Source organism: Lentzea sp. NPDC020367 (genome assembly GCF_044387305.1).
Classification (GTDB): domain Bacteria; phylum Actinomycetota; class Actinomycetes; order Mycobacteriales; family Pseudonocardiaceae; genus Lentzea.
The window spans coordinates 97,828-111,073 of record NZ_JBIRVV010000017.1; the positions used below are offsets into that span (position 1 = coordinate 97,828).

Here is a 13,246-nt window from a genome sequence, read left to right on the forward strand (position 1 = left end):
GACATGACCTTGCCGGGAAACCTGGTACCCGCACGGCCGGTCTCCCAACCCGATCAGCCCGCGCAGGCGCGGGACGCCGTCACCGTGGTCCTGCTCCGCGACGGCGCCGAAGGCCTCGAAGCCTTCCTGTTGCGCCGCGTGAAGGGCATGGCGTTCGCGGGCGGCATGACCGTCTTCCCCGGCGGTGGCGTCGACCAGCGCGACGCCGACACGTCCGTCGCGTGGACGGGTCCGCCGCCGCAGTGGTGGGGCGAGATCTTCGGCGTTGACGCGGCCACGGCCCGTGCGTTCGTGTGCGCCGCCGTGCGCGAGATGTTCGAGGAGTCCGGCGTTCTGCTCGCGGGCCCCGACGCCAACTCCGTCGTCGCGGACACGAAAACGTACGCGAAGGCACGGCAGCAGCTCGTCGACCGCGAGATCTCCCTGGCCCAGTTCCTCGCCGCCGAGAACCTGGTCCTGCGCGCGGATCTGCTCAGGCCGTGGGCGAACTGGGTCACCCCGTACGAGGAGCCCCGCCGCTACGACACCCGTTTCTTCGTCGCCGCCCTGCCCCAGGGCCAGAAGGCCGACGGCGAGACGACGGAAGCCTCCGACGCGGCCTGGCAGACCCCCGCGGACGCCATCGAGGACGCACAGGAGGGTCGTCGCATGCTCATGCCGCCGACCTGGCGCACCCTCGACGAGGTGGGCGCTCTCGGCAGCGTGGAGAAGGTCATGGCAGAGGAACGCAGCGTCGAGAAGATCATTCCCAAGCTGATCCGCGACGGCGACGTGATCCGGGTGGTGTTCCAGTGAGCGGCGCCCCGCTGATCGGCGCCCGCGCCGCGCACCCGCTGTACGGCGAACTCCGCCAGGTCACCGAACATGCCGCCGTGCTGCTGGCCGACAACCCGTCGCCGATGACCCTCGACGGCACCAACACGTGGCTGCTCAAGGCACCGGACGCGACGTCGTACGTCGTCGTCGACCCGGGCCCGCTCGACGAGGCGCACCTCAAGCGCATCGCCGCGGTCGGCCCGATCGCCGAGATCCTGCTGACCCACGGCCACCCGGACCACTCCGAGGGTGCCCGCCAGTTCGCGGAACTCGTCAAGGCTCCGGTGCGCGCGCTAGACCCGACGCTCACCCACGGATCGGAAGGCCTCCGCAACGGCGACGTGATCACCAGCGCCGGCCTGGAACTCCGCGTCCTGGGCACACCCGGCCACACCAGCGACTCGCTGTGCTTCGTGATCGACGGCGAGGCCGTGCTGACCGGCGACACGGTCCTGGGCCGCGGCACGACGATCGTGGCCCACCCGGACGGCAGGCTGGGCGACTACTTCGAGTCGCTCAAGCTGCTCGCCGAACTGCCGGAGAACACGGCGGTGCTGCCCGGCCACGGCCCGGAGCTCGCGGACGCCGGAGAAGCCGCGCGGATGTACCTCGCCCACCGCACGCAACGCCTGGAACAGGTCCGCAAAGCCGTCGAAGCGCTGGGCGGCGCACCGACCCCGCGACAGGTCGTCGAGGTCGTCTACGCGGACGTGGACAAAGTGCTGTGGCCCGCGGCCGAGTGGTCGGTGCGGGCCCAGCTGGAGTACCTGCGAACGGGTTACTGAGGCTGGTGGCCGTTGTTCGTGGCCCCGAACGCCGACGAACGCGACGAGGACCTGTCGATCTGCCAGCGACCGCTGTCAGGTCCCTTCGCCCCGGTCTGCTCCCGCTGCGCCAGCTCCTCGTGCAGCTGCTGCAACAGGGCCCGCTCGCGCTCGCTGAGGTTCGCGTCCACGGAGGACGGCTCGGCGGGCTCGGCGAGAGCGGCCTGCAGAGCCGCCAATTCGTCGGGCTTGAGCTCGGTCGTGATCTCGGCCCGGTTGATCGGGACGGGTTCGGGAAGCACCTCGATCTCGGGCTCCACGGGGGCCCTCGGGATGCGCTTCACGGGCTTGGGCGGGAAGGGCTGAGAGCCCTCCAGCGTCGTCGGTGCGGAACGTGCGCGTCGTGAGCCGGTCTCTTCCAGTTGCTCCGGCGCCGGTGTCGGCTCGGCCACCGGCGCCGGAGCGGGAAGCTCCTCTGCCGGCTGGTCGAACCAGGCTTGCTGCTGCTGCGAGATGTGGTCGGCCATCATCGGGGCGGCGGCGCCGGAGATCGGCACCGCCATCGACGACGTCACGGCGGACGCGTGGTAGTCGCTGAGCTGCACACCGGTGGTCAGCACCTCGACCGACGCGCGGACGCCGGCCTTGCGCAGCACCGAGTCGACCCGGTAGGCGGTCGCGGGCGCGAAGCCCTGCGGACCGATGTCCACCAGCACGACCCGCTGCGGCAACGGGCCCGGCGTCGAGCCCGTGGGCGACGAACGCCAGACACAGCGCACCGAGCGGATGTCCGGCAGCACCGACACCGCACGGGCGAGATCGCCCGCGATGTCCGAGGCCGGGTCCGTCTCGGAGGTGAAGCGGTGCCTGATGAACGGCAGCATCTCGACCACCGGCAGGCGGTCGGTCAGCGCCGCGTCCGAGCGGACCTCGTGGAGGATCCACGTGATGGCCGCGCGCTCGTCCGGCAGCACCGGGATGCCGCCCGCGAGGAGCGTGCCCAGGAGCAGCTCGATCGAGCGATCCAGTTCTCCGACCGCGAGGAACTCGCGGGCCTGCGACAGGGCGGCGTCGTCGACCCGCCCGGCCATCGACAGCAGGAGATCGTGGAGACGGACCGGCAGGCCGACACCGTCGTTCGTCACGTCAACTCTCCTTAGCTGAGCACCAGGTGCTCCTCGGACTCGGCGCCGGCACACACCAGCTCCGATGCCGCCAACGCCGCCCGGTGGTAGGGCGGAAGGTCCATGCCGGACGGCACGATCTCAACGCACGGGTCGTGCTCGCCCAACGCCCGCAGAACACGCTGCAACTCACCAGTCAGCCGGGCGTGGCCGGTGGTGGCCGCCACCAGCAGGACGCGGTTGATCCCGGAGGGACCGATGCGCCAGCAGGAGCGAACCTCCCCGACCCCGTGCCGGCCTCGCAGCGTGGCTCCGAGAACGACGGTCGCGGAATCTCCCATCGGCACCCGATCGGGTGATTCCGGGGAAAAGGTGTAGTCGGTGGGTGGCAGTTCGTCCAGCCCTTTGACCGAACTGACAGCACCGGGTTCCGCCCCGTAGGGCACCAGCGCGTCCTGCAAAAGGCGCAGTTCGTGATCAGTCAGAGGGATGCGTCCGTGCAGCAGAGTGCGCGGCAGCGACCGCGCGAGCACCGCATACGCGTCCGAAGCCGCCCAGTCCCGGTACCGCCACAGCAGGTCGTCCGGAAGGCGTCCGGCGAGCCTGAGCAGCAGTTCGTGGCACGTGTCCGACATGTCACACCTCGACGATCAGTTCGATCTCCACTGGAGCGCCGATCGGCAGCTCTGCGACCCCCACAGCCGACCGGGCGTGCTTGCCCTCTTCACCGAAGATCTCGCCGAGCAGCTCGGAGGCGCCGTTGATGACACCAGGCTGTCCCGTGAAGCCCTCGGCGGAGGCCACGAACCCGACAACTTTCACGACTCGCTTGATCGAGTCAATCCCCACGAGCGCGTGGACGGCCGCGAGAGCGTTGAGGATGCACGTCGCGGCGTACTGCTTGGCCTCCTCCGGGGAGACCTCGGCGCCGACCTTGCCGGTGGCGGGGAGCTTGCCCTCGACGAACGGCAGCTGGCCGGAGGTGAACACCCACGGGCCGCTCTGCGTGGCGGGCACGTAGGCGGCGAGCGGGGCGGCGACACCGGGGAGCTCGATGCCGAGCTCCTTCAGGCGGTTGCTCCAGGTGCTCATGCCTTCGCCCTCTTCAGGTACGCGACGTGCTGCTCACCCGTCGGGTTCGTCAGCACGGTGACCAGCTCCCAGCCGTCGTCGCCCCACTGGTCGAGGATCTGCTTCGTGGCGTGGATCAACAACGGCACGGTCGCGTACTCCCACTTCGTCATGCGCGGAGCCTAACTTGCCACCCGATCGCCCTCTGCGCGGTTCTCGCACTTCGAGCTACCTTGATCACATGGAGACCTGGCGGATCATCGCCACCAGCCTGTTCGCGGCAGGTGGGCTGGTGATGGTGCTCGTCGCCATGGCCCAGGTGCGTGACCGCAAGCACAGCCGGCGCACGGAGGTCGTCCAGGCCGGACTGATCGGCCTCGTGGTCGTGGGCGTGATCACGCTGAGCATCGCGCTGTGGCTTCCCTCGGTCGTCGCGTGGGCGTTGGTGGCCGCGACAGCGATCGCCGTTCTCTTCCTCACCATGGTCGATTGACCGACCGATCCACGTTCGACCGATTTCACACATAGTCTGGACATGTGACGTCGTGGACCGAGGAGCTGACCCGAGCCCGTCTGCACGTGGTCTCCGGCAAGGGCGGCACGGGCAAGACGACGGTCTCGGCCGCGCTGGCGCTCGCGCTCGCCACCGGTGGGCGCCGGGTGCTGCTGATCGAGGTCGAGGGCAGGCAGGGCATCGCCCAGCTCTTCGACCGGGCCCCGCTGCCCTACTCCGAGGAACGGATCGCGTCCGCGCCGGGCGGCGGTGAGGTGCACGCGCTCGCGATCGACGCGGAGGCCGCGCTCCTCGAGTACCTGGCGATGTTCTACAACCTCGGCTTCGCGGGCCGCACGCTGCGCAAGATGGGCGCGATCGAGTTCGCGACCACCCTCGCGCCCGGCCTGCGCGACGTCCTGCTGACCGGCAAGGTCAAGGAGTGCGTGAACCGCACCGGGCCGGACGGCCGCCACCTCTACGACGCGGTCGTGCTGGACGCGCCGCCCACCGGGCGCGTGGTCAAGTTCCTCGACGTCACCAAGGCCATGGCCGACCTCGCCAAGGTCGGGCCGATCAAGGGGCAGAGTGACGGCGTCGTGCGGCTGCTGCACTCCGGTGACACGGCGGTGCACCTGGTGGCGCTGCTGGAGGAGATGCCGGTGCGCGAGACCTTGGACGCCGTGACCGAACTGGACGGCGCCGACCTGCGTCCGGGCGCGGTGCTGGTGAACAGGGTCCAGCCGGTCCGGCTGCCCGCGCGTTCGCTGCCGGTCGCGGCCGAGGGCAGGCTGGACGAGTCACGGGTGCGGGCGGGGCTGAACGCCGCCGGGCTCGACCTCGACGAGTTCACGCTCGAAGGTTTGGTCGACGAGACGGTGGAGCATGCCATCCGGGTGCAGTCGCAGCAGGAAGCCAAGGAACTGCTCTCCGAGTCGGACCTGCCGACGCTGGAGCTGCCGGACCTGACGGACGGGGTGGACGTGGCCGCGCTCTACGAACTGGCCGAGGCGCTGGTCGCGGCGGGTGTCCGATGACCACCAGGCTCGACTTCGACCCGTTGCTCGACGACCTGGCGACGCGCGTCCTGGTCTGCTGCGGCTCCGGCGGCGTGGGCAAGACGACGACCGCGGCGGCGCTGGCGTTGCGCGCGGCCGAACGCGGCAGGCGCGTGGTCGTGCTGACGATCGACCCGGCGCGGCGGCTCGCGCAGTCGCTGGGCCTGCGGGAACTGGACAACCACCCGCGCGAGGTCGTCGTCGACGGCTTCGAGCCCAAGGGCGAGCTGTTCGCGATGATGCTCGACATGCGTCGCACGTTCGACGACATGGTGCTGACCCACGCGGGCCGCGACCGGGCCGACCAGATCCTGTCGAACCCCTTCTACCAGACCATTTCCTCGTCGTTCTCCGGCACGCAGGAGTACATGGCGATGGAGAAGCTGGGCCAGCTGGTGGCGCAGGACGAGTGGGACCTGATCATCGTCGACACCCCGCCGTCGCGGTCGGCGCTCGACTTCCTGGACGCGCCGCAGCGCCTGTCGACGGTGCTCGACGGCAGGTTCATCAGGATGCTGTCGGCGCCGGCGCGAGCGAGCGGCCGGGGGCTGCTCAAGATCGTCGGAACCGGTTTCAGCCTTTTCACCCGTGCCGTGTCGACGATCGTCGGCGGCCAACTGTTGCAGGACGCGTCAACTTTTGTTCAGGCGTTCGACAGCATGTTCGGAGGATTCCGCGAACGCGCGCAGCGCACGTACGAACTGCTCCGCTCGCCCGGAACCGGTTTCGTGGTGGTGGCGGCGGCGGAACCGGACGCATTGCGCGAAGCGAGCTATTTCGTGGAACGGCTCAGCGCCGAGAACATGCCGTTGTGCGGGCTCGTCGCGAACAGGACCCATCCCGTGCTCGCGGGGGACCTGCCCGCGGCGAAGGCGGTCGCCGCAGCGGATGACCTGGACCGCTCCGGTGACGCGCCGCTCGCCGCGGCAGTGCTCCGGCTGCACGCGGACCGGGTGGCAGTGGCCGATCGTGAGAAGCGGCTGCTGGCCCGGTTCACGCGTGCACACCCCGGCGTCGCGCTGGTCGGCGTGCCCGCATTGCCTGCTGACGTGCACGACCTCGACGGCCTTCGGGAGATAGGTCGTCGACTCGCCGGCGAATAAGCGCCTAGCTGACCCTCGTGTCTTCGACGTGCTCTTGACGTGCGTTGTCGAGCAGTTCGAACCACGAGTCAACGTCCGGACGGCGGCGCAGCAGAGCACGGCGTTCGCGCTCGGTCATGCCTCCCCAGACCCCGAACTCGATCTTGTTGTCCAGCGCTTCGGCCAGGCATTCCATGCGCACCGGGCATCCCAGGCACACGAGCTTCGCCTTGCGCTGCTCCGCACCTCGAACGAAGAGCTGGTCCGGCTCTTCGTCACGGCACGAAGCGTTGATACGCCAATCCCCCTGGTTCATATCCCCCACTCCTCAGTGCTGTCCAAATGTGGAAATCCGCCACACCCCTGCCACGGATGCCGTAGCGTTCGAGCCACGGCTGCATTCCTTGGACGTTGACGGACTGTAGTGCTGTTCGGTTCCCTGTCCAAGCCTGGGTCACCCGACTGTTACCTGTCTTGCGTATGTCTACTCATGCTGAGTAACGGCACTTACTGATCACCTTCACCCGTTCGTGTACGGCGTACGCTGACCCGCGTGCGAGTCAGGAATGGCGTGCTCAAGATGCTCGGCCTGTGCCTGCTGGCTGGGGTTCTCCTCGCCGGCATGCTGTTCCCAGTCGTGGGTGCGACAGGCCTCGTCTCGAACAGAGCCAGCGACACTGTGGACAGCATCTCGGCCGACCTGGTGACGACGGATCCCCCGTTGATCACCACGGTCACGGACAAGGACGGCGCCCCGATCGCCTACCTGTTCGACCAGTACAGAGTCCTGACACCTCCCGAGAAGATCTCGCCGACCATGAAGGCGGCGCTGATCTCGGTCGAAGACCGCCGGTTCTACGAGCACCAGGGCGTGGACTGGAAGGGCACGATCCGAGCCGGGCTGACGAACCAGGTCAGCGGGTCGGTGTCGCAGGGCGCCTCCACGCTGACCCAGCAGTACGTCAAGAACTACCTGGTCCACGTGGTCGCGCGGAACAACAAGCTGGAGCAGGCCAAGGCCCAGGAGCAGACCATCGCGCGCAAGATGCGCGAGGCCCGGATCTCGTTGCAGCTGGAGCGAAAGCTCGGCAAGGAGGAGATCCTCGCCCGGTACCTCAACGTCGTTCCATTTGGTTCGACCATTTACGGCATCGCGGCGGCGGCGCAGGCTTACTTCAACACGACGCCGGACAAGTTGACGGTTCCTCAGGCCGCGATGCTCGCGGGAATGGTGAACAGTCCGTCAGCACTCGACCCCGAAGCGTATCCGGACAAAGCTTTGGAGCGGCGCAACAAAGTGATCGACCGGATGGTCGAGAACGACAAGCTGTCGCGTGACGCGGGTGAGGCGGCGAAGAAGGAAGGACTGGGTCTCGCGACTCCGGTTCGCACACCACCGAACGGTTGTGTCGGTGCCGGTCCGGAAAACGGCTTCTTCTGCTCGTACGTCGTGAACTACTTGCAGCGCGCGGGTTTCAGCGAAGAACAGCTGCGCACCGGCGGTTACACCATTCAGACCACTTTGGACAGAGCGGTCACCCAGCAGGCGAAGGCGGCGGCCGAGGCCGGCGTCGGCAAGGGCACCGACGGCATCGCGAACACGATGGCGATCGTGAAGCCCGGCAAGGAACGCCACGACGTGCTGGCGCTGGTCGCGAACCGCGACTACGGCCTGAAGGCCGACCTGCGGCAGACGACGTACGACCTGCCCAGCGGCGTGGAGAACAAGTTCGGCGCCGGTTCCGTCTACAAGGTCTTCACGGCCGCGGCGGCGCTGGAGAAGGGTCTCGGCATCGAGAACGTCATCCCGACGCCGACCTCGCACACCTCGCGGGTCTTCAAGGGTGGCGCCCAGCGCTGCCCGAGCACCGGCGAGCCCGGCACGCGCTGGTACTGCCTGTCGAACTTCGACTCGAGCTACCCGTCGTCCATGACGCTGCAGCAGGCTCTCGCGACCTCGCCGAACACCGGCTTCGTGATCCTCGAGGAGCAGACCGGCATGGACGCGGTCGTGGACATGGCCTCGCGGCTGGGCATGCGCGAGACGATGGCGACGAACCTGCAGGGCACGAGGCCCGACCCGAAGGCCAAGGACAAGCAGAACCGCGTCTCGCAGACCGAGTTCTACAAGCAGAACGGCGGCAACGCGTCGTTCACGCTCTCGCCGGCGCCGGTGTCCACTCTGGAGCTCGCGAACGTCGCCGCGACCATCGTGAGCGGCGGCAAGTGGTGCCCGCCCACGCCGATCACGAAGGTGCTGGACCGCAACGGCAAGCCGATCCCGGTCAACGAGGCGCCGTGCGAGCAGGTCGTCGCCGAGGGTCTCGCGAACGGCCTGGCGGTCGGCATGAGCAAGGACGACGTCGGCGGAGGTACCGCCGCGGCCGCCGCCCGTGCCGCCAAGTGGACCCGCCCGATGATCGCCAAGACGGGCACCACCGAGGAGTACAAGTCGGCGGCGTTCATCGGCGCGACCCCGGACTTCGCGGGCGCCGTGCAGACGTTCAACGACGGCAACTCGCCCCGCCCGATCTGCGTGGGCGCCGCACCCCGGTTGTGCGGCAACGGCAACATCTTCGGCGGCACCATCCCGGCCAAGACGTGGTTCGAGACGATGTCGAAGATGCACGCGAACCTGCCGGTGGCCCAGTTGCCGCAGGTGGAGCAGCGCTACCTCAAGGGCGGCCGCGAGATCCAGGTGCCCGACGTCGTGGGCAAGCAGTCCAACGACGCCGTGCGGATCCTGGAGCAGGCCGGTTACAAGGTCAGCCAGCAGTCGGTGAACTCGGAGAAGCCGAAGGGCACGGTCGTCAGCCAGTCGCCGCGCGGCAACGCGTTGCGCGGCACGGTGATCACGCTGTCGGTGAGCTCGGGGTACGTGCCGCCGCCGGTGGCCACGGAACCGCCGGCGCAGCCGCCGCCCAACCCCGGCAACCCGAACGAGCCGCCACCGATCACGCTGCCGACCGAACCGGAACCCCGGTAGCGCTCACCCGAGCATCGCTTTGAGGCGCTGGACGCTCACGTCGACGTGCGCCCGGATCTCGGCGACCGCCCTGTCGCGGTCGCCGAGGCGGATGGCGTCGACGATGGCCTCGTGCTCGGCCACGACCTCCTCGGGCGTCTCGGACTTGCTCAGGACCGTGAGGTAGAAGCGCAGTTCCTTGGTCAGCGAGGCGAAGAACTCGTCCAGCCTCGTGCTGTCGAGCAGCGCGACGATCGTCTGGTGGAACGCGAGGTCGCGGTCGACGATCCCGTCGCCGGTCCGGGCGGCTTCCACGAGGGCGTCGAACGCCGTGGTGATCGCTTCGAGCTGTTCCGGGCGCGGGGTGCGGGCGATCGCGGCGGTCTCCAGGCGTTCGCGGGCCGTGTACAGCGCCTCGATCTTCTCCGGTGTGGGCGCGATGACGACGGCGCCGCGGTTGACCTCGTAGCGGACCAGTCCGGTCAGCTCCAGGATCCGGACGGCCTCGCGGATGGTGTTGCGCGCGACGCCGAGCTCGGCCGCGATCGCGCTCTCCCTGAGCCTGTCACCAGGGCCGAAAGCACCGGCCATGATCCGTTCGGAGAGGCCGTCGGCCAGCTGCTGGGCCGTGGTGGTGCGGCGCACTTCGAGGCCGTCGAGGGCTGACATGTGGCCAGTTTAACGGGTTGCCCTACAGTTGAACTGTACTACAGTTTGGGTCATGGACCTGACAGCGTTCAAGGCGCTCAGCTTCGACTGCTACGGCACGCTCATCGACTGGGAGACCGGCATCGCCGCGGTGCTGTCACCGTGGGCGCGCGAACAGGGGCTCTCGCTGTCCGACGAGGAGCTGCTGCTCGCGTACGGAAAGCAGGAGTCGGCGGTGCAGGCGGCGACGCCGTCCGCGTTGTACCCGGACGTCCTGGCCACGGCCTTCCGGCAGACCGGCGCCTCGCTGGAGCGCGAGGTGAGCGACGAGTGGGCGCGGCGGCTGGGCGACTCGGTGCCGGACTGGCCGGCGTTCCCCGACTCCGCGGACGCGTTGGCGCGCCTGGCGTCCCACTACCGGCTGATCATCCTGTCGAACGTGCACCGCGCCGGGTTCGCGGGCAGCAACCGGCAGCTGCGCGGGGACTTCGCGGCGATCATCACCGCGGAGGACGTCGGCGCGTACAAGCCCGCCGAGAACCACTTCCGGGCGTTGGATCGCGAGTTGGACTCACTGGGCGTGGAGCGTTCGGAGCTGCTGCACGTGGCGCAGAGCCTGTTCCACGACCACGTCCCGGCCAAGCGGGAGGGGCTGCCGTCCGTGTGGATCAACCGGCGGAGCGACCGGCCGGGCTGGGGCGCGACGCCGGAGCCGTCCGGCGACTTCAGCTACGACCTGGAGTTCGGGTCGATGGGCGAGTTCGCGGACGCGGTCGACAAGGCGTTCTGAGCTGGGGTGCCGCAGCGGTCGATCACCGCTGCGGCACTGAGTTCTAACCGGCGAGCCTGGCCTTCACCGCGGCGGCCACCCGGCCACCCTCGGCGCGCCCGGCGACCTCGGCGTTGACGGCCTTCATGACCTGGCCCATCTGCTTCTGCCCCGGCGCCTCGCCGAGCTGGGCGGCGACGGCGTCGTACGCCTTGTCCACAATGGACTTCAGCTCTGCGTCGTCGAGCTGCTTCGGGAGGTAGATCTCCAGCACGGCGAGTTCCTGGCGCTCCAGGTCCGCCTTCTCAGCCCGCCCGGCGCCGTCGAAGGCCTCCGCGGCCTCCTTGCGCTTCTTCGCCTCACGCGCGAGGACCTTCACGACCTCGTCGTCGGAGAGCTCACGGGCCTGCTTGCCCGAGACCTCCTCGTTCGTGACGGCCGTGAGCGCCATTCGCAACGCACCGGCCGTGACGGTCTCCCGTGCCTTCATCGCGACAGTCAGGTCGTTCTTCAGCCGCGTCTTCAAGTCCGCCATGGCGCAGAACGGTACCGCCCTCCGGATGCCGCGCCGATCGAGTTAACGCCCTTCCGTACCCTTGACGCGTGAACAAGCTGGGCCGCGCCCTCCTCGCCACGACCGCTCTCGGCGCCGCGACCGTCGCGTACGCGGCGGGAATCGAGAGAAGGCACTGGACCCTGCGCACCGCCACGGTGCCGGTCCTGTCCCCCGGAGCCAAGCCGATCCGCGTGCTGCACATCTCAGACCTGCACATGACGCCGAACCAGGTGTCGAAGCAGCGCTGGGTGGCCGCGCTGGCCGACCTGAACCCGGACTTCGTGGTCAACACGGGCGACAACCTCGCACACAAGGACGCCGTCCCCGGCACGTTGCGCGCGCTCGGCCCGTTGCTCGACAAGCCGGGCGTGTTCGTCTTCGGCAGCAACGACTACTACGCGCCGAGGCTCAAGAACCCGGTCCGCTACCTGCTGCCGTCCGCCAAGACCAAGCGCATCCACGGCGTGACGCTCCCGTGGCGCGATCTGCGCGCCGGCATGATCGAGCGCGGCTGGGAAGACCTCACGCACCTGCGCAAGACGATCATGGTGAACGGCCAGGCCATCTTCTGCGCGGGCCTCGACGACCCGCACCTGAAGCGCGACCGCTACGCCGACATCGCCGGCGCCCCGGACCCGTCGGCAGCCCTGCGCCTGGGCGTCACGCACTCCCCGGAACCGCGCGTGCTCGACCCGTTCGCCGCCGACGGCTACGACTTCGTGATGGCGGGCCACACGCACGGCGGCCAGCTCCGCATCCCGTTCTACGGCGCAGTGGTGACGAACTGCGAACTGGACCGCGGCCGCGCCCGCGGAGTTTCGCGCTGGGGCTCGCACATGTGGATGAACGTGTCCGCCGGCATGGGCACTTCGCCGTACGCGCCGGTGCGGTTCTGCTGCCCTCCGGAGGCTTCCCTGCTGACCTTGGTTCCGCGGCCCGTTACGCCTGGTCAGGGGCGAAATGAGGGGGTCCGATTCGGAGCTGGCGCGGACATGATGTAGAGTTCTACATGTTCCCAGCCGGGGTGTGGCGCAGCTTGGTAGCGCGCTTCGTTCGGGACGAAGAGGTCGCAGGTTCAAATCCTGTCACCCCGATTGAATAACACGAATCAGCTCCTGTTCGCAGAAATGCGGATGGGAGCTGATTTGTTTTTGCAGCCATTTTTGGGCGACTTCCGAATCTCATGCCCGCCACTCGGCGGGGAAGTCGCCCTCAAGCCACTCGACCGTCGCGTCGAGCATCGCGGCGACGTTCTTCCAGAGCGGCTCCTCGTCCGCGCCCTCGACGTTGTCGAACGGCATCACGCACCCGCGCAGCGGCCCCTCGCGCAGATCGACGAACAGGTAGCTGCCGGACGCGTTGACCGCGATCGGGACGAAGAGCGGCAGCCACAGGTCTCCGATGGGCGACCCGGCGGGTTCGGCCAGCTTTCGCGCCTCGTACCCGTCGACGTCCGGATCGATCGCGACCTCGCGCCGGATCTCCATCATCGTCTCGCGGACCTCCAGCGACTGGCCGACGCCGACGGGGCTGTGGAACTTCGGAATGATCGGCGTGTAGTCCACGTTCGTCAGGCCGCCGCACGCCATCCACCACGCCGCCAGGTCGGCCGGCAGCGGCACACCGATCGCCTCCTCGGCAGCCGCCACGTCGGTCGCGGTGGCCGGAGGCAGGAACTTGGCGTGCAACTCAGGCATGTGAGAGCGGAGCCAGGCGTCGACTCGGGACCAGTTCACGCCCAGATCATCTCGCACGGCCGGCCCGATCTCGGCTCAATTCCATCTCAGACTGGAATCAGGGCATTTTCTTTCGTCGTGAATTTGTCTCGCCTTTTGTTTGTCGACAAGTCGACCAGAAGGTCCCTTCGCAGACAGGGTCGAAGGTCCTTCGAGATCACCGC

The 13,246-nt window shown here is 68.6% G+C and carries 16 protein-coding genes and 1 tRNA gene; 9 read left to right on the forward strand and 8 right to left on the reverse strand.

Annotation, left to right across the window (positions count from 1 at the left end):
- Positions 1-3 precede the first annotated feature (3 nt).
- Both ACH413_RS41405 and ACH413_RS41410 read left to right on the forward strand, forming a co-directional pair.
- Positions 4-795: an NUDIX hydrolase gene (locus tag ACH413_RS41405; protein WP_396425791.1), complete on the forward strand. Its 792-nt coding sequence runs from the start codon at positions 4-6 to the stop codon at positions 793-795.
- Complete coding sequence (locus ACH413_RS41410) at positions 792-1,601, forward strand: MBL fold metallo-hydrolase (RefSeq protein WP_360045889.1); 810 nt, start codon at positions 792-794, stop codon at positions 1,599-1,601. Before ACH413_RS41405 ends, ACH413_RS41410 begins: the two co-directional genes overlap by 4 nt.
- On the opposite strand, the gene ACH413_RS41415 is transcribed toward ACH413_RS41410, so the two are convergent.
- From ACH413_RS41415 to ACH413_RS41430, 4 genes are read right to left on the reverse strand one after another with little or no spacing between them, the layout of a single operon-like run.
- Positions 1,595-2,725: a hypothetical protein gene (locus ACH413_RS41415; RefSeq protein ID WP_360045891.1), complete on the reverse strand. Its 1,131-nt coding sequence runs from the start codon at positions 2,723-2,725 to the stop codon at positions 1,595-1,597. The two genes, ACH413_RS41410 and ACH413_RS41415, sit on opposite strands and share 7 nt — an antisense overlap.
- A gap of 11 nt (positions 2,726-2,736) precedes the next feature.
- Positions 2,737-3,339: a hypothetical protein gene (locus ACH413_RS41420; RefSeq protein WP_360045893.1), complete on the reverse strand. Its 603-nt coding sequence runs from the start codon at positions 3,337-3,339 to the stop codon at positions 2,737-2,739.
- Between the two features lies 1 nt (position 3,340).
- Complete coding sequence (locus ACH413_RS41425) at positions 3,341-3,796, reverse strand: RidA family protein (protein ID WP_360045895.1); 456 nt, start codon at positions 3,794-3,796, stop codon at positions 3,341-3,343.
- Entirely contained in the window at positions 3,793-3,948 is a 156-nt protein-coding gene (locus ACH413_RS41430) for a DUF4177 domain-containing protein (protein ID WP_089950120.1), read from the reverse strand. The genes ACH413_RS41425 and ACH413_RS41430 overlap by 4 nt, the downstream gene beginning before the upstream one ends.
- Positions 3,949-4,016: 68 nt before the next feature.
- On the opposite strand from ACH413_RS41430, the gene ACH413_RS41435 reads away from it, so the two are divergent.
- From ACH413_RS41435 to ACH413_RS41445, 3 genes are read left to right on the forward strand one after another with little or no spacing between them, the layout of a single operon-like run.
- Complete coding sequence (locus tag ACH413_RS41435; RefSeq protein ID WP_360045897.1) at positions 4,017-4,268, forward strand: hypothetical protein; 252 nt, start codon at positions 4,017-4,019, stop codon at positions 4,266-4,268.
- A 44-nt stretch (positions 4,269-4,312) separates the two neighbouring features.
- Complete coding sequence (locus ACH413_RS41440) at positions 4,313-5,305, forward strand: ArsA-related P-loop ATPase (RefSeq protein WP_360045899.1); 993 nt, start codon at positions 4,313-4,315, stop codon at positions 5,303-5,305.
- Positions 5,302-6,429 (forward strand): ArsA-related P-loop ATPase, encoded by a 1,128-nt coding sequence (locus ACH413_RS41445; protein ID WP_360045901.1) that lies wholly within the window; start codon positions 5,302-5,304, stop codon positions 6,427-6,429. The genes ACH413_RS41440 and ACH413_RS41445 overlap by 4 nt, the downstream gene beginning before the upstream one ends.
- Positions 6,430-6,433: 4 nt before the next feature.
- Here ACH413_RS41445 and ACH413_RS41450 read toward each other — a convergent pair whose 3' ends face one another.
- Complete coding sequence (locus ACH413_RS41450) at positions 6,434-6,724, reverse strand: WhiB family transcriptional regulator (RefSeq protein ID WP_089908081.1); 291 nt, start codon at positions 6,722-6,724, stop codon at positions 6,434-6,436.
- Between the two features lie 237 nt (positions 6,725-6,961).
- On the opposite strand from ACH413_RS41450, the gene ACH413_RS41455 reads away from it, so the two are divergent.
- Positions 6,962-9,394 carry a transglycosylase domain-containing protein gene (locus tag ACH413_RS41455; RefSeq protein WP_360045903.1) on the forward strand — a complete coding sequence of 811 codons (2,433 nt, stop codon included), beginning with the start codon at positions 6,962-6,964 and terminating at the stop codon, positions 9,392-9,394.
- Between the two features lie 3 nt (positions 9,395-9,397).
- On the opposite strand, the gene ACH413_RS41460 is transcribed toward ACH413_RS41455, so the two are convergent.
- On the reverse strand, positions 9,398-10,042 hold the full coding sequence (locus ACH413_RS41460; protein WP_360045905.1) for a GntR family transcriptional regulator: 645 nt from the start codon (positions 10,040-10,042) through the stop codon (positions 9,398-9,400).
- Positions 10,043-10,094: 52 nt separating this feature from the next.
- On the opposite strand from ACH413_RS41460, the gene ACH413_RS41465 reads away from it, so the two are divergent.
- A complete protein-coding gene (locus ACH413_RS41465) occupies positions 10,095-10,811 on the forward strand; it encodes a haloacid dehalogenase type II (RefSeq protein WP_360045907.1) in 717 nt (238 codons plus the stop codon).
- A gap of 43 nt (positions 10,812-10,854) precedes the next feature.
- On the opposite strand, the gene ACH413_RS41470 is transcribed toward ACH413_RS41465, so the two are convergent.
- The gene (locus tag ACH413_RS41470) at positions 10,855-11,325 is read right to left on the reverse strand and encodes a GatB/YqeY domain-containing protein (protein ID WP_360045909.1); all 471 of its coding nucleotides are present in this window, start codon (positions 11,323-11,325) and stop codon (positions 10,855-10,857) included.
- A 68-nt stretch (positions 11,326-11,393) separates the two neighbouring features.
- Between ACH413_RS41470 and ACH413_RS41475 the strand changes: the two genes are divergently transcribed.
- Positions 11,394-12,347, forward strand: coding sequence for a metallophosphoesterase (locus tag ACH413_RS41475; RefSeq protein ID WP_093594444.1), 954 nt, complete (start codon positions 11,394-11,396; stop codon positions 12,345-12,347).
- A gap of 19 nt (positions 12,348-12,366) precedes the next feature.
- A tRNA-Pro gene (locus ACH413_RS41480) sits at positions 12,367-12,440 on the forward strand.
- A gap of 87 nt (positions 12,441-12,527) precedes the next feature.
- Here the strand turns inward: ACH413_RS41480 and ACH413_RS41485 are convergent.
- The gene (locus tag ACH413_RS41485) at positions 12,528-13,082 is read right to left on the reverse strand and encodes an SMI1/KNR4 family protein (protein ID WP_360045912.1); all 555 of its coding nucleotides are present in this window, start codon (positions 13,080-13,082) and stop codon (positions 12,528-12,530) included.
- Positions 13,083-13,246 lie beyond the last annotated feature (164 nt).